The sequence below is a fragment of the Allomuricauda sp. CAU 1633 genome, from assembly GCF_017313225.1.
GTDB lineage: Bacteria > Bacteroidota > Bacteroidia > Flavobacteriales > Flavobacteriaceae > Flagellimonas.
On the sequence record NZ_JAFLNE010000001.1, the window covers coordinates 932,916 to 948,884 of the forward strand.

12 protein-coding genes are annotated in these 15,969 nt (G+C 41.4%); 9 read left to right on the plus strand and 3 right to left on the minus strand.

Annotation, left to right across the window (positions count from 1 at the left end; translation table 11 throughout):
• Nucleotides 1-9: 9 nt before the first annotated feature.
• Together J0X14_RS04170 and miaB are read right to left on the minus strand one after the other, a co-directional pair.
• Nucleotides 10-1,281: a sigma-54 interaction domain-containing protein gene (locus J0X14_RS04170; protein ID WP_207096486.1), complete on the minus strand. Its 1,272-nt coding sequence runs from the start codon at nucleotides 1,279-1,281 to the stop codon at nucleotides 10-12.
• Nucleotides 1,282-1,396: 115 nt separating this feature from the next.
• Entirely contained in the window at nucleotides 1,397-2,857 is a 1,461-nt protein-coding gene (miaB, locus tag J0X14_RS04175) for a tRNA (N6-isopentenyl adenosine(37)-C2)-methylthiotransferase MiaB (RefSeq protein ID WP_207096487.1), read from the minus strand.
• A gap of 143 nt (nucleotides 2,858-3,000) precedes the next feature.
• Here miaB and J0X14_RS04180 point away from each other — a divergent pair, with 143 nt between their 5' ends.
• The 9 genes from J0X14_RS04180 to J0X14_RS04220 all read left to right on the plus strand — a co-directional run bounded on the left by J0X14_RS04180 (nucleotide 3,001) and on the right by J0X14_RS04220 (nucleotide 15,435).
• Nucleotides 3,001-4,257: an LVIVD repeat-containing protein gene (locus J0X14_RS04180; protein ID WP_207096488.1), complete on the plus strand. Its 1,257-nt coding sequence runs from the start codon at nucleotides 3,001-3,003 to the stop codon at nucleotides 4,255-4,257.
• Between the two features lie 118 nt (nucleotides 4,258-4,375).
• Complete coding sequence (gene topA, locus J0X14_RS04185; protein ID WP_207096489.1) at nucleotides 4,376-6,859, plus strand: type I DNA topoisomerase; 2,484 nt, start codon at nucleotides 4,376-4,378, stop codon at nucleotides 6,857-6,859.
• Nucleotide 6,860: 1 nt separating this feature from the next.
• Nucleotides 6,861-8,018, plus strand: coding sequence for a formimidoylglutamase (locus J0X14_RS04190; protein WP_207096490.1), 1,158 nt, complete (start codon nucleotides 6,861-6,863; stop codon nucleotides 8,016-8,018).
• A gap of 121 nt (nucleotides 8,019-8,139) precedes the next feature.
• Entirely contained in the window at nucleotides 8,140-9,516 is a 1,377-nt protein-coding gene (gene gldK / locus J0X14_RS04195) for a gliding motility lipoprotein GldK (protein WP_207096491.1), read from the plus strand.
• Between the two features lie 78 nt (nucleotides 9,517-9,594).
• Nucleotides 9,595-10,251, plus strand: coding sequence for a gliding motility protein GldL (gene gldL, locus J0X14_RS04200; protein WP_207096492.1), 657 nt, complete (start codon nucleotides 9,595-9,597; stop codon nucleotides 10,249-10,251).
• 72 nt (nucleotides 10,252-10,323) lie between these two features.
• Nucleotides 10,324-11,895 carry a gliding motility protein GldM gene (gene gldM, locus J0X14_RS04205; protein WP_207096493.1) on the plus strand — a complete coding sequence of 524 codons (1,572 nt, stop codon included), beginning with the start codon at nucleotides 10,324-10,326 and terminating at the stop codon, nucleotides 11,893-11,895.
• Between the two features lie 24 nt (nucleotides 11,896-11,919).
• Nucleotides 11,920-12,822: a gliding motility protein GldN gene (gldN, locus tag J0X14_RS04210; protein WP_207096494.1), complete on the plus strand. Its 903-nt coding sequence runs from the start codon at nucleotides 11,920-11,922 to the stop codon at nucleotides 12,820-12,822.
• A 346-nt stretch (nucleotides 12,823-13,168) separates the two neighbouring features.
• Nucleotides 13,169-14,119 (plus strand): hypothetical protein, encoded by a 951-nt coding sequence (locus tag J0X14_RS04215; protein ID WP_207096495.1) that lies wholly within the window; start codon nucleotides 13,169-13,171, stop codon nucleotides 14,117-14,119.
• Between the two features lie 260 nt (nucleotides 14,120-14,379).
• A complete protein-coding gene (locus tag J0X14_RS04220; RefSeq protein WP_207096496.1) occupies nucleotides 14,380-15,435 on the plus strand; it encodes an NAD(P)/FAD-dependent oxidoreductase in 1,056 nt (351 codons plus the stop codon).
• Between the two features lie 88 nt (nucleotides 15,436-15,523).
• Here the strand turns inward: J0X14_RS04220 and J0X14_RS04225 are convergent, their stop codons facing one another.
• Nucleotides 15,524-15,934, minus strand: coding sequence for a DUF983 domain-containing protein (locus tag J0X14_RS04225; RefSeq protein WP_207096497.1), 411 nt, complete (start codon nucleotides 15,932-15,934; stop codon nucleotides 15,524-15,526).
• Nucleotides 15,935-15,969: the final 35 nt, after the last annotated feature.

Sequence of the window (15,969 nt, forward strand, 5' to 3'; positions counted from 1 at the left end):
GTTGGCAATTTACAAATCGTATTGTTTTATTTTTCGATATAAGGTCCGTTCGGAAATACCCAGTTCGGCAGCTGCGGCTTTTCGTTTTCCTCGGTTACGTTCCAGCGATTTTTTGATGAGTTCTATTTCCTTTTCCTGTAAAGATAGGGTTTCTTCCTCTTCAATCTCTTCCGCAAAATGATACCGGTCTTCTTGGGGCTGTGGAATGCTCACGGGTTTTTCCACCACGGGTTCAGGGAGTTGAAGCACTTCGGTCATGCTTTCTTCATGCTCTATGTCCTCTTCTTCCTTATTTCCGTAAATCTTACGGATTAAGGTCTCATTTTCTTCCTGCACTTTTTCGGAATTATCGTGTTTTAGCAATTCCAAGGTGAGCTTCTTCAAATCATTAAGGTCGCCTTTCATATCAAAGAGCACCTTATACAAAATTTCCCTTTCGTTGCTGAAATCACCTTCCTTTTTGGTTTGACCCACCACGGCGGGTAGATTGGAAGTACTGGCATTGGGCAGATAACTGTTCAAAGTAGCGGCCGAAATGGTCCTGTTTTCCTCCAACACGGAAATCTGTTCGGCAATGTTACGAAGCTGACGAATGTTTCCGGGCCAACGATAACGTGTTAACAGTCCAACAGCATCATCTTCCAAACGGATGGTGGGCATTTTGTATTTCTGTCCAAAGTCCGAAGCAAATTTTCGGAACAGTAAATGAATATCTTCTTGGCGTTCACGGAGTGGTGGAATGTTGATTTCCACCGTGCTCAATCGGTAGTACAGGTCTTCCCGGAACTTTTCATTTTTAATGGCCTCGAACATGTTGATGTTGGTAGCGGCCACAATGCGAACATCGGTTTTTTGCACTTGGGAAGACCCCACTTTAAGGAATTCCCCATTTTCCAAAACTCGGAGGAGTCGCACTTGGGTGGTCAACGGAAGTTCCCCAACTTCATCCAAGAATATGGTTCCACCATCAGCCACTTCAAAATACCCGCTACGGGTTTGAGTAGCTCCCGTAAAGGCGCCTTTTTCGTGACCGAACAGTTCACTATCTATGGTTCCTTCAGGGATGGCACCACAGTTGACAGCAATATATTTGGCATGCTTGCGATGTGATAGGGAATGAATAATCTTTGGGATAGCCTCCTTACCGACCCCACTTTCCCCGGTTACCAAAACCGAAATATCCGTGGGGGCCACCTGCATGGCCTTTTCTATGGCACGGTTGAGCTTAATGTCGTTACCAATAAGCTCGAACCGCTGTTTTATTGATTGTATACTTTCCATTTTTGTCATTCCTGCACTTCGTCTAGCTCAGCATAAACTCCAGCAGGAATCTATATTTTATTGGATTCCACAAGGGTGCTGAGCGTAGTCGAAGCACCTGTGAGGAATATTTTAATTATTTTTTTGAATACCCCACTGCCTCACCAATCAAGGTGGCGGAGGTACATTCATTGATTTTTACATTCACAAAATCACCAACTTTGTTGTGTTCTTTTGGAAATACCACTACGGTGTTTTGTGAATTGCGCCCCATCCAATGGGCATCGGATTTTTTGGAAGTACCTTCAATAAGGACTTCTTCGGTTTTGCCCAAATGTTGTTGGGTGCGATAATGACTATGCTTTTGCTGTATTTCTATGATCTCCTGCAGACGTCTCTTTTTGGTCGCATCAGGAATGTCATCTTCCATTTTTCGTTCTGCGAGGGTTCCAGGTCGTTCCGAATAGGCGAACATGAAACCAAAATCGTACTTCACATATTCCATCAAACTCAAGGTGTCTTGATGGTCTTCTTCGGTCTCTGTGGGGAATCCTGTGATCATATCTTGGCTGATGGCACAATCGGGGATGATTTTTCGGATGTTGTCTATCAACTCAAAATATTCCTCTCTGGTGTGTAAGCGGTTCATGGCCTTTAAAATGCGATTACTGCCACTTTGCACGGGCAAATGGATGTAGTTGCAAATATTTTCATATTTGGCCATGGCCTCAATTACGTCCAAGGTCATGTCCTGCGGATTGGAAGTGGAAAAACGAATCCGCATTTTAGGTTGGGCTTCGGCCACCAACTCTAAAAGTTTGGCAAAGTTTACGGAAGTAGCCTTCTGCATATCCGAAGCTTTTTCAAAATCTTTCTTTAAGCCACCACCATACCAAAGGTAACTGTCCACATTTTGTCCGAGCAAAGTGATTTCCTTGAATCCTTTTTCCCATAACTCGTTCACTTCTTCCAAAATGGACTGGGGATCACGACTACGCTCCCGACCGCGGGTAAAAGGAACCACACAAAAGGTACACATGTTATCACAACCTCTGGTGATGGACACAAAAGCCGTTACGCCATTGGAGTTCAATCGCACTGGAGCCACATCGCCATACGTTTCATCTTTGGAAAGGATGACGTTCACGGCATTGCGGCCTTCATCAATTTCTTGGATAAGGTTGGGTAGGTCTTTGTAGGCATCTGGGCCTACCACCATGTCAACAATCTTTTCCTCTTCGAGGAACTTACTTTTCAGTCGTTCTGCCATACAGCCCAGAACCCCGACCTTCATTCCAGGATTGGTTTTTTTAACGGCATTGAATTTTTCCAAACGCTTGCGAACAGTTTGCTCTGCCTTTTCGCGGATGGAACAGGTGTTCACAAGTACCAAATCGGCCTCGTCCAAGATTTGGGTGGTATTGAATCCTTCCTTGGCTAAAATGGAGGCAACAATTTCACTATCAGAAAAATTCATCTGGCACCCATAACTTTCTATATAAAGTTTACGGGTATTCTTATCGTTATTCTCCAGAGCCAAAGTGTTTCCTTGTTGGCTTTCGTCTATTATTTTTTCTACGCTTTCGTCCTTGATCATATTCGTGCAATGGGCTGCAAAGATAGTGCTTATTCCATTTTAGTGACAATTTGGCAGTTAAAATTTAACCAAAATGCAACGCAACTTTTTTAGTTTGAATTTATCTAATGACCACAGTTTCAATCAGAAAAAAACAAACGCACATGAAAACGAAAATCCTATCCCTACTTTTCTTAACCACACTCTTTTTTGTATCCTGCGACAACAATGATGAGCCTGATGGCGAATTTGCTGATTATGTAGTGGCACGACCCCTTATAATGAGCAAAGCTGAATTTGCCACCAGTGTTGACATTATTGCTCCACGTCCCATTAATGAATCTGGAAAGGTCTATACCTATCAAGATTATATTTTCATCAATGATATGTATCAAGGTATCCATGTGATTGACAATAGCAATCCAGAACAACCTGTAAAAATCGCTTTTATCACCATTCCCGGAAATGTGGACATCTCGGTGAAGGATGATTATTTGTATGCCGACAGCCTTATGGATTTGGTGGTGATAGATATTTCTGACATCAACAATATATCATTGGTCAATCGTTTGGAAGATGTGCTGTACGGAAATGTTTTCTTTCCATTTGAAGCCGATTTGGTCGAAAATGATGATTTTGATTATGAGTCTGAGATGATCATTGGCTGGGAGACCACCACCGAAAGAAGATTGATTTCAGAAGTTGAGCAACAAAATGGAGGGTTTGTTTTTAGGGAAGATTTTGCACTTGCCAATGATGCTTCGGGAGGTACGGGACAAGGAGGCTCCCTGGCCCGCTTTAAGATTGTTGAAGATTATCTTTATGCCGTGGACAGTCATAATATTAATGTGTTCAACATTTCCGATTTGGAAAACCCACAGAATTTGGATGATGTGTATGCCGGATTCGACATTGAGACCATTTTTTATAACGGCACCTATTTGTTTTTGGGAAGCATGCGTGGCATGTACATTTATGATATTACCAACCCCGCAGTGCCGTCTTTTATCTCAGAGTTTGAACATGGTACCGCCTGTGACCCTGTTGTAGTGGATAGTGATTATGCCTACGTCACCCTTAGGGGTGGTAACGGGTGTGGTGCCACCGAAAGCGGTTTGTTCATTGTTGATATTTCAAATATTGAAAACCCTGAGTTGGCAGTTCAATATCCCATGGATGGTCCTTATGGTTTGGGGATAAAGGATGAAAAACTGTTTGTTTGCGATGGCGATTCTGGACTTAAAGTATATGATAAGACAGATATCAACGATTTAGTGGAGTTAAATCATTTTGATAATATTGTTACGTTTGATGTCATTCCATTAGAAAGCCACTTGATTATGGTAGGCGATGGTGTGCTCTATCAATATGAGTATTTGGACAATGATATTAAGCTCATCAGCCAGATAGGGCTTAACTAAAAAGCACAATATCAATCGTAAAAATCCCGTTTTTGACGGGATTTTTTTTTGACATGTATTTTCTAAAAAATCCAAAATCGAATTTTTGATATACTTTTGTTACCACAAAACCCACTGCATGCCAAAGAATTTAGTTATTGTTGAGTCCCCTGCAAAGGCAAAGACCATAGAACGATTTTTAGGGAAAGAGTACCAAGTTGAATCCAGTTTTGGACATATTGTAGACCTTCCTTCCAAAGAACTTGGGGTTGATGTTGAAAACGACTTTAAGCCAAAATATACCGTTGACAAGGAGAAGAAAGCCTTGGTAAAAAAACTCAAGGACCTCGCCCAAAAAGCCGATACCATCTGGTTGGCCAGTGATGAGGACCGGGAGGGAGAAGCCATTTCTTGGCACTTGGCCGAGGAGTTGAAATTGGATAAGGACAAGGTGAAACGGATTGTTTTCAACTCTATTACCAAATCTGCGATTCAAAAGGCCATAGAGAATCCAAGGGAAATCAATTATAACTTGGTGAATGCCCAGCAGGCCCGTCGTGTCTTGGACCGATTGGTGGGGTATGAACTTTCACCCGTACTTTGGAAAAAGATAAAACCAGGTCTTTCGGCAGGTCGTGTTCAGTCCGTGGCAGTGCGGTTGATTGTGGAGCGTGAACGGGAGATTGATGCCTTTACACCAGAAGCATCGTTCCGAATAAAAGCTGAATTTAAAACGGAAGAAGGAAGTGTCTTTTCCGCAAAGCTCAATAAGACTTTTGCCAGCAAGGAGGATGCGGAAGCTTTCTTAAAGCAAAATATGGGCGCTGATTTTTCGGTGGCCAACTTGGATAAAAAACCAGCTAAAAAATCGCCGGCACCACCTTTTACCACTTCCACTTTGCAACAGGAAGCTTCCCGTAAGTTGTACTTTTCGGTGAGTAGAACCATGCAAGTGGCCCAACGATTGTATGAGGCGGGTCTCATTACCTATATGAGAACGGATAGTGTTAACCTTTCCAATGAAGCTTTGGGAGCTGCCAAGGATGCCATCATAGAAAACTATGGCGAATCTTATAGTCAGGTAAGAAACTATACAGGAAAAACAAAAGGGGCACAAGAGGCGCACGAAGCCATTCGCCCAACCGATATGAAATTACAGTCCCCATCACTGGAGCGGGACCAGTCCAAACTATACGAGCTTATTTGGAAGCGTACTCTTGCTTCGCAAATGAGCGATGCCCAGTTGGAACGTACCAATGTTAAGATTCAAGCGAACACCCATCAAGAAGAATTTACGGCCAATGGAGAGGTGGTGAAGTTCGATGGTTTCCTAAAGGTATATTTGGAAGGAACTGACGAAGAGGACAGTGCTGAGGAACAAGAGGGAATGCTTCCAGCCATGAAAGTGGGCGAAGCCTTGCAAAATGTATACATTTCCGCCACAGAACGCTTTACACGACCTCCATATCGCTATACGGAAGCATCCTTGGTAAAGAAATTGGAAGAATTGGGAATTGGACGACCATCCACCTATGCACCCACCATTTCCACCATCCAAAATAGGGGTTATGTGGAAAAAGGAAGTGTGGAAGGTACGGAACGGAATTACCTGCAATTGGTTTTGGAAGAAGGTAAATTGGCCGAAAAGAAACTATCTGAAATGGTGGGGTCCGATAAAGGAAAATTGGTGCCTACGGATATTGGAATGATTGTGAATGATTTTTTGGTAAGTCACTTTACCAAAATCCTGGATTATAATTTTACTGCCCAAGTAGAAGAGGATTTTGATGAGATAGCCTCTGGCGATGAAGATTGGCAGCAGATGATGAAATCCTTTTATAAGGAGTTTCATCCCAATGTAATTGAAGTTGAAGAAAATGCGGAACGTGCCAGTGGAGAACGTGTTTTGGGTGTAGATCCGAAATCAGGAAGACAAGTAGCCGCCAGATTGGGTCGATTTGGCCCCATGGTTCAGATTGGAACGGTTGACGAAGAAGAAAAACCTTTGTTTGCCAGCTTACTGCCCGATCAGTCCATCAACACCATAACCTTTGAAGAAGCCATGGAGCTTTTCCAATTGCCACGAAAGCTAGGTGTATATAAAGGAGAAGAGATTGAGGCGAATGTGGGAAGGTATGGACCTTATGTTCGATTTGGAAAAAAATTCATTTCATTGGCACAGGGCGAAAGCGCCTTTGATGTAGATTTGGATAGGGCCATTGAGTTGATCAAGGAAAAGGAAAAAGCGGATGCGCCCATTGCCAGTTATGAAGGTAAGGAAGTTACCAAAGGTAAAGGTAGGTTTGGACCGTTCATTAAATGGGATAGCATGTTCATCAATGTGAACAAAAAATACGATTTTGACAACCTTTCCCAATCCGATATTGAGGAACTCATTGAGGATAAAAAGAAAAAAGAAGCCGAAAAGTTGGTGCAGGAATGGCCCGAGGAGAAAATCCGAATAGAAAAGGCCCGATGGGGAAGGCACAATATTATAAAAGGTAGGATCAAGGTGGAACTGTCCAAAGATGTAGATGCCTCTAAAGTATCTTTGGAAGAGGCCAAGGCCCTTTTGGAAAAGAAAACACCTAAGAAAAAAGCCAAGGCAAAAGCTAAAAAATAATATGGCATTCGATTTTTTGGTTCCTGTTAAGGACAAAGTGCTGGCATTTTCAGAATTGTTGCCGCAACAATCATTGGGCAAAAATATCTTTGTACATACAGAAAAAGACGGACTTCCTGTCTTTGCACATGCCGATGTTGCCATATTCGGGGTGTTGGAATCCAGAAATGCATTTGAGAAAAAGACCGAAAAGTTGGATGTGGACCAAATCCGAATTCAGTTGTACCGTTTAATGATGGGCAATTGGAATTCCAACATTATCGACATAGGCGATGTGGAGGAGGGAGACACCGTGGAGGATACCTATTTTGTGGTGAAGGAGATTGTGGCAGGCCTTCTGGAAGAAAATATTATACCTATAGTATTAGGGTGCACACAAGATATTACGTTTCCCACCTATAGGGCTTTCGACAAGATCAAGGAAATGGTGAATCTGGTTTCCATTGATAGTCGGTTCGATTTTGGAGAGGATGATGAATTGATTTCCTCACACTCCTACATGAGTAGAATTATTACCGATAAACCCAATAATCTTTTCAATTTCTCCAATATTGGTTACCAAAGCTATTTCAATGCCCAAGAAGAAATTGATCTTATGGAGCGTCTTTTCTTTGACGCTTACCGATTGGGAGAGATAGCGGCGGATATAGAATTGACCGAACCCGTGTTGCGGAGCAGCGATATTGTGAGTTTGGACCTTCGTGCCATTCGAGCCAGTGAAATGGGTTTGTCCAAAAACTTTTCGCCCAATGGATTCACCGGAAGGGAAATCTGTACCATTGCCCGATACGCTGGTATCAGTGACCGCGTATCCTTGTTTGGCATCTACGAGGGGGAGAACTCACATCAAGCCTTTCAGATGATTGCACAGATTATTTGGTACTTTATAGAAGGGTTGAGCTTTAGGGTAAAGGAAACCCCAACTTCAAAGAGTGAGGATTTCACCAAATTCACGGTGCCCACCGATACCGAGGAACTGGTATTTTACAAAAGCCATGTCACCGAACGCTGGTGGGTGGAAGTCCCATCAATTTTACCCGAACATACTAAAACAAATTCGGTTGCGTTATTACCTTGCACCGAGGGGGACTATTTGGATGCTTGCAACCAAAACATTCCAGAAAGGTGGTTCAAGGCCTACAGAAAGGGCTTTAACTAAACAAATTAATTTTTGAGCATTAATTGATTTTACACAATAATTCATTCAAAAAGTAGTTTTGAGAGTAATGAATTTGTGTAGAGCAGTTTATAATCTTGAATCGAATAATTTAACCTAAAGTATGAGAAAGCTATTCTTATCATCTATAGCACTTGTTTTTTTACTTACGAGTTGTGGGTCTAAATCAAGGTCAAAAGGTGAGTTAGTTGGGGCCCCTGGAAAAAAATGGCATCCGGAGAAACCGTATGGAATGGAACTGATTCCTCGTGGCGCCTTCGTAATGGGAAAAGCCGAAGAGGACCAAGCTAAAGTTTTGAACGCACCTACAAGAACGGTTACCGTACGTTCTTTTTATATGGATGACACGGAAATCACTAATAGTGAGTACCGTCAGTTTGTAGAGTGGGTAAAAGACTCCATTGTAAGGACCAAATTGGCCATTTTGGCAGATGAACTGGGCATAAGCCCTGAAGATGAAGGTATTGGTGAGTATGCTTTTAAGGATACAGACACCACCGAACTTTCTGTGTATGACAAGTATATGCTCGACAATTATGCCGGACTTGGTGAGACTGGATATGAAGGAAGGGCGTTGAACTTCGATGCAGACTTGGTATGGGATACTTCGGAGTACCCAGACGAGTATTACGCAGAGGTCATGGATTCCATTTACCTTTCTGAAGAAGAAAGTTACAATGGCGTTAGATCCATTGATGTTACCAAACTGAAGTACAAGTACAGCTGGATGGATATTGAGGCTGCGGCCCGAGCCAGAACTGGTAGTAGAAAAGACTTTATAAAACATGAGGAATTGGAAATCTATCCAGATACCACTGTGTGGATCAGGGATTTTGAATATTCCTATAACGAACCCATGCACAATGATTATTTTTGGCATGATGCATACAGTGATTACCCTGTTGTTGGGGTCAATTGGATGCAGGCCAAAGCATTTTGTAACTGGAGGACCAAGTTTAAGAACGACGACCAAAAAAGCCGCGGAAAGCAATTCGTGAACCAATTTAGATTGCCTACCGAAGCTGAATGGGAGTATGCCGCCAGAGGTGGTATTGAAGGTGGATCCTACCCTTGGGGTGGTCCGTATGTGATCAGTGATACCGGTTGCTTTATGGCTAACTTTAAGCCGCAACGTGGAGATTACGCCGCAGATGCCGCTTTGTACACCGTAGAGGCCAAGTCATTTGAGCCAAACGATTACAACCTGTACAATATGGCCGGTAACGTATCGGAATGGACCAACTCAAGCTTTGATCAAGGTGCCTACGAATATTTGTCCACCATGAACCCTAACATTGGTTCCCAAGACAATAAGCGTAAGGTAATCCGAGGTGGTTCTTGGAAAGATGTTGCGTACTTCCTTCAAGTAAGTACCCGGGATTACGAATACCAAGATTCTGCCAGAAGCTATATCGGATTCAGAACGGTACAGGATTATATGGGAGAGGAAGATTCAACCAACGGTAGAAGCGGATTATAAAAACAAAAGAGAGAGAACATTATATAAATAAACCAGTAACCAAATACTTATTTATATAACTTAATTAAAACTAGAATTATGGCACAGTCAAAATCAACAAAAAAGCTGTTTAACATGGCCTACGGGCTTGGAGCATCGGTAGTAATTATTGGTGCATTGTTCAAGATCCTTCACTGGGAGTTTGGACCCCTTACAGGTGGTCTTCTTCTTGCGGTTGGACTTATTACTGAAGCATTGATCTTCGCGATCTCTGCATTTGAACCAGTAGACGACGAATTCGATTGGTCTTTGGTATACCCAGAATTAGCTGGTGGTGAAGCAGATTCCAAAAGAAAGCAAGATGCTAAAGACGCCAAAGAAGCTGAAGGAATCCTTTCCAGAAAATTGGATGACCTTTTAAAAGAAGCCAATATTGATTCTGAGCTATTTACAAGCTTGGGTGAAAGTATCAAGAATTTTGAAGGTGCCGCAAAAAATATTGCTCCTACCACAGATGCAATCCAGCACACCAAGAAATACTCTGAGGAATTGTCCCACGCTGCAGCTCAAATGGAATCTTTGAACAGCTTGTACAAAGTTCAATTGGAAAGCGCTAGCCGTCAAGCTTCCATCAACGAGGAGGTAGTACAAAATGCAGGTGCATTGAAAGACCAAATGGAGTCTTTGGCAACTAACCTATCTTCTTTGAACGGAGTTTACGGTGGTATGCTTACTGCCATGGGCGGAAGAAACTAATTAGGATATCAAATTAAGCGATATCAACAAAAACCCAAATCAAATTAATTTTTTAATTCTAATTAGATAAACATGGCATCAGGAAAACAAACGCCACGTCAGAAGATGATCAACCTTATGTACTTGATCTTCATCGCGATGTTGGCCCTTAATATGAGCAAGGAAGTACTTGCCGCTTTCGGACTAATGAACGAAAAGCTGGAAGCTTCCAATACAAACATGGCTGATAACAACTCCAACTTCATGGCCAGCTTGGAAACCAAGAAGGACGAAAACGCGGAGGAGTACGGCGAACTTTATGAAGACGCTCAGCAGATCAAACAACTTTCAGATTCTTACTATAGCTATTTGGAAGGATTGAAAAAAGAAATGACCGCAGATTTGGAAGATCCAAAAGACTATGTGGTTATGGACAAGTCTGATTATTTGGACCAAAAATTCTTCCAGGGCGACAATTTGGGCCCAGAAGGGAAAAAGTTCATGGATCAGATCAATACTTACCGTGAAGGTGTGATCAACGCTTTGCCAGAAGGTGAGTTTGAGTCATTGAAATCAGCAGTAAAGACTCGTTTCGCTACGGGTGATGCAGACGGTAAAGTTGAAAAGAGAGACGGTACACGTCAAGATTGGATCAACTATCATTATGAAGGGTTCCCATTGGTAGCCTCTTTGACAAAGATGACCCAATTGCAGGCCGATATCAAAACCACTGAGCAAGAGGTGTTGAAAACCCTTTTGGAAGGTGAGTTGACCGAGGCTGTATCCTTGACCAACTTTGCAAGTTCTTTGAACGCTCCAAAAACAGCGTACTATTCTGGTGAGAAATATGATGGTAAGATCATTGTTAGCAAAACTGACAAGACTTCCACGCCTGTAAAAGCAGAATTGACTTTGGACGGTAGAGCTTTGACCGAAGGTAAAGACTACGAATTGGAAGCTGGTGGTATCAAGATGTTGATCAGTGCCGGTACACCAGGAGATCATACCATTAAAGGATCTATGACATTTATGCAGGACGGTGAAGAGGTACCTGTAGAAGTGAACAACACTTTTGCAACCATCTCCATGCCTAATGCAGCAGTTATCTCTGCGGATAAAATGAACGTAGTATACCGTGGTGTGGCCAACCCAATGACCATTTCCATTCCTGGTATTCCTGATAACAAGGTATCTGCATCTGCTGCCGGTTTGAGCAGAAGAAGTGGAAGCCAGTATGTTATGAACCCAGGTACAGGTAGATCAGTTACTATTACCGCTTCAGGTACATTGCCTGATGGTAAAGGTATCTCTACCAAGTCTGAGTTCCGTATCAAGGATATTCCAAGACCTGCAGGTACTGTACGTGGTGAGTCTGGTAGCATTCAAATGCCAAGAAGAAACTTGGAGATTTCTACCATCGGAGCCATGTTGGAAGACTTCGACTTTGATTTGAACCTTGCCGTTGGCCAGTTCAAGTTTAAAGTACCAGGTCAGCCTACAGTAGTGGTTAACGGTAACAAATTGGACAACAGAGCTAAATCTGCCTTGAGTAGAGCCGGAAGAGGTGATGCTGTTCAGATTTTTGATATACAAGCGTACATCACCAACAACAAGACCTATAAATTGAAAAAGGTATCTCCTGTTGTTGTTGAGATTACAAATTAATAGTATAAAAGTATACAAGTGATCATGAATTGGAAAAATGCATTAATAATCGGATTGTTGGGTGTATTGCCCGTATCAATGATGGGGCAGGCAAATATTTTAAATGCCAAGTTGCCCGAGGATATCGGTAAAAAAACCCAAGCTCAAATAGAGCAAGATGCCGATGAGCCCTTAGAGTACGGTTATGTGGATGATAGGGACATCCTATGGTCCAAGACCGTATGGGAAATCATCGATCTTGACGAAAGAGTAAACTTTCCACTATACTACCCAACCGATACTATCGGTATTGGAAAGGATAGAAGGTCGCTGTACCACGTTTTGATGAAAAACATCAGAAATGGTAAATTGACCGAGGTTTACACCGACTCTTACTTTACTGAAAAGCGAAAGTTGGAAGATCTTTCGGCAACCTTGAGCAAAGTGGATACCACAGACCTAGGGTATGAGCAATACAATGCCGGCGAGCAAATTTCTCCAGAGTTCATCAACAAAAGAGATCTTACCGCTGCTGATATTGAAGAGTACCGCATTAAAGGAATCTGGTATTTTGATAAACGCCAAGGAGAGCTTAAGTTTCGTTTATTGGGAATTGCCCCTGTTGCACCGGACGTTAACTTCATCGATGATGAGTCCGTTGATCCAGGACAGAACAAAGTAGAATTGTTCTGGGTTTGGTACCCTGCTGCAAGAAAGATTTTGCATGATGCCAAAGTGTACAATCAGCAGAACTCGGCAAGACCCATTTCCTTTGATATGCTATTGAACGCACGCCGTTTCAATGGGGTGATCTACAAAGAGGAAAACGTTCATGAAGACCGTAAAATAGACGAATATATTTTTGACAATGCATTGTTCCAGCTCTTGGAAGCTCAACGAATCAAAGAGCATATAAGAGACAGGGAGCAGGATATGTGGGCATATTAATGAAACCCAACTTTGAAAACTGCATTGAAGTTGATCAAAGTTGATGGTTGAATTATTCCGAACTTGTTTCGGAATCTCACAAACAATTTCCAATTCAATACAAATTACGCCGCACGAAAGTGCGGCGTTTTTTTTTGGAAATATCATTCCTGTGAACGTGCCTGTCGGCAGACAGGGCTATGAATCCAATTGGGAAAAACTTCTAAAGCTTATTTTTCTATCAATCTCCCACTGTAATCCGTCAATTCTAGCTGGATTTTTTAGTTTAAAAATTCTAACTTCACTTATCGGGCGATATAAATCATTAAAACGATTCATATCTTTAAACGAGTTGGCAAACATTTGAATGAAAACGAAAACAATCATATCAACCATTCTAATCCTGACTTCCTTTTCATCTTTCGGACAATTCAGTAGGCAGAAAATAGAAACTGACTCGTCCAATATTGAAATAATCAGAAATTCTGTATACCATATTTATGAAGAGGCATATAAAAACAAAGATTCTGTTTGGTACAGTGTTCATTTCATAAAAGACACTACAAGACTAAATACCGAAGGATGGAGAACAAAAGATGATAAATATCTTGGGGTTTGGAAAGAATACAATTTTGATAAAGAATTGATGTACATAAGAGATTATGACAATGCTACTTGTGAGATTAATAAAGACCTTTATCCTTTTTATGACTTACTCGAAAAAATGAAATTAAAAGCGGACAGTTTAATCATTTCCACTTACAGTAAAGAGTTTTTTGAACGACACGTTAGATTTGATTTTAATTGTGCTACTTATGACCAAGAGGGATATGTAGGAAGTTGGGTTGAACCTATTGAAAGAAAACCAACGAAATTCCTATTTAGATACCAAGTAAAATTAAATGCCTCTGAATGTTACGATGAAATGATTGGAATAGAATTGGACGAAAATGGAGAATACATTCCCAACGAAGGATTTTGGAATAATTACGGATTTGAAATGGTGAATTCTAATAGTAAAACTTTCAAAATAGATAAAAATAAAGCTATCGAAATTGCAAAATCAAAAGGCCTACAGACAAATGATTTAAGCAAAGTGTCGGAATTTTTAAAATGGGAAAAATTTAAAAAGCCTGAATTTTATAATGGACAATTCAGGTACTATATAACTGAATTTACGGATGAAATAAAAGATATAAAAACAAAAGGACGTTCAAGAATTATTTATAAGTATAATGTCTATTCTTTTGACCCTTGGACTGGAGAATTTATAGAAAAAAAGAGAATGAAAAGAGTCAGAGAATGGGGAAAAAAATAGTGGATTTACATCTGACCTTTTGCCTGACTAATAAAAAAAACGATTTGCCAACAATGGCTATAAGTAATTGCTTGTTCTCGCCTACTTCCGAAAATCCGTAGGATTTTCATCGCAACGGAATCATAACCACATCAACACCTTTCACCCATCACCCATCACCTTCAACCCAACATTCGTGACAATTGGTGTAATTCGTGTCAACCCGTAAATAGACCAACACACTATATTCAACATCTATTCAAGATTCCTACTTTTGCAACATGTACGATTACTTGGTTGTAGGCTTGGGTTTGGCGGGAATCTCCTTCTGTGAGGTTCTGGAAAAGGAAGGTAAATCCTTTAAAGTGGTATCGGATGTGTCCCAGCAAGCTTCGCAGGTGGCCGGAGGACTGTACAACCCTGTGATTCTAAAACGCTTTACCCTTGCTTGGAAGGCCAAGGAGCAAATGGAACTGGCAAAACCCTTCTATTCGGATTTGGAGCAAAAATTGGGGAAGACCTTGGACTATAAAGTCCCAGTACTTCGCAGATTTGCATCCGTTGAAGAACAAAACACCTGGTTTGAAGCTTCCGATAAGCCCGGTCTTGGTTATTTTCTGTCCACAACCATCATTCAAAATAAAAACCCCAATATTGATGCTCCTTTTGGTTTTGGAGAAGTGAAATTTACGGGAAGGATAGATACGGCCACTTTGGTAGAATCGTACCGGAAGTATTTGGATGATAAAGGCTTTTTAGTCCATGAATCCTTTGATTTTTCTGATTTTAAGCAGCACGATGGGCATATTTCCTACAAATCGATTCAGGCCAAGCAAATTGTATTTTCATGCGGCTACGGACTTAAAAACAACCCATTTTTCAACTATCTCCCCCTAAATGGCACTAAAGGAGAGCTCTTGACCATTAAAGCACCAGATTTTAAGGAAGAAAATGTGATAAAATCCTCCGTTTTCAGTATTCCACTAGGGAATGATTTATACCGAATTGGTGCTACGTACAAATGGAAAGACAAGACCAACGAACCTACCGAAGCATCCAAAAAGGAACTTTTGGATAAATTGAGCACCTTTTTAAAGTGCGATTTTGAGGTTGTGGATCATGTGGCCGGTATTCGTCCTACAGTGGTGGACCGAAGACCATTGGTTGGGCAACATCCAGAACACAAAAACCTATATGTGTTGAACGGATTTGGGTCACGGGGTGTGCTTATTGCCCCTTATGCTTCTGGGCAGTTGTTTAATTTTCTTGAAAATCAAGAACCACTGGACCCTGAAATCAATATCCAACGATTCACAAAGAAATACTACAACTCCTGACTTAATCGTCAGTTCGAGTTTTTCCGAAGGAAAAGACTTCCCTACGTTGGTCAGATGTTGAGAGTTAAGTTTTTTGATGGGAAAAGAATTATTTCATTTCATGTCCCAAAACAGCTTTGTTCTTGGCCGCAGTAGCATCATATTTAATAAAGAAATTAATCCAAATATTTCGGGACAATCGAATAATAACGGGCATAAACACAACCATGGTGCCTACAATGGCAATAAAAGTAGCTGGAAGTGACGCTCCCAATAACAAAAAGGCAATTACAAAAGCAGCCACGGCAAAGGCAATCCCAACCCCGTAGCTCACATACATGGAACCATAGAAAAAAGAAGGCTCAATCTTGTACTTTGTGCCACAGTGCGAACAACGTTCATGCATCTTAAAAATTTGCGAGAGCGCATAAGGATTGGTGTTCTTATACATACTCTCCTCATGGCATTTGGGACAACTTCCTGTTAAAATACTGTAGAGTTTGGTTCCTTTTTTTAACATTTGCAGCGATTTTTATGCAAAAATACGGATTCGCC

Excerpts from the sequence above, each read along its gene's own strand:
- J0X14_RS04180 (WP_207096488.1), top strand. The coding sequence starts at position 3,001 with ATGAAAACGAAAATCCTATCCCTACTTTTCTTAACCACACTCTTTTTT.
- J0X14_RS04170 (WP_207096486.1), bottom strand. The coding sequence starts at position 1,281 with ATGGAAAGTATACAATCAATAAAACAGCGGTTCGAGCTTATTGGTAAC.
- gldK (WP_207096491.1), top strand. The coding sequence starts at position 8,140 with ATGAGAAAGCTATTCTTATCATCTATAGCACTTGTTTTTTTACTTACG.
- miaB (WP_207096487.1), bottom strand. The coding sequence starts at position 2,857 with ATGATCAAGGACGAAAGCGTAGAAAAAATAATAGACGAAAGCCAACAA.
- J0X14_RS04220 (WP_207096496.1), top strand. The coding sequence starts at position 14,380 with ATGTACGATTACTTGGTTGTAGGCTTGGGTTTGGCGGGAATCTCCTTC.
- gldN (WP_207096494.1), top strand. The coding sequence starts at position 11,920 with ATGAATTGGAAAAATGCATTAATAATCGGATTGTTGGGTGTATTGCCC.
- J0X14_RS04225 (WP_207096497.1), bottom strand. The coding sequence starts at position 15,934 with ATGTTAAAAAAAGGAACCAAACTCTACAGTATTTTAACAGGAAGTTGT.
- gldL (WP_207096492.1), top strand. The coding sequence starts at position 9,595 with ATGGCACAGTCAAAATCAACAAAAAAGCTGTTTAACATGGCCTACGGG.
- J0X14_RS04215 (WP_207096495.1), top strand. The coding sequence starts at position 13,169 with ATGAAAACGAAAACAATCATATCAACCATTCTAATCCTGACTTCCTTT.
- gldM (WP_207096493.1), top strand. The coding sequence starts at position 10,324 with ATGGCATCAGGAAAACAAACGCCACGTCAGAAGATGATCAACCTTATG.
- J0X14_RS04190 (WP_207096490.1), top strand. The coding sequence starts at position 6,861 with ATGGCATTCGATTTTTTGGTTCCTGTTAAGGACAAAGTGCTGGCATTT.
- topA (WP_207096489.1), top strand. The coding sequence starts at position 4,376 with ATGCCAAAGAATTTAGTTATTGTTGAGTCCCCTGCAAAGGCAAAGACC.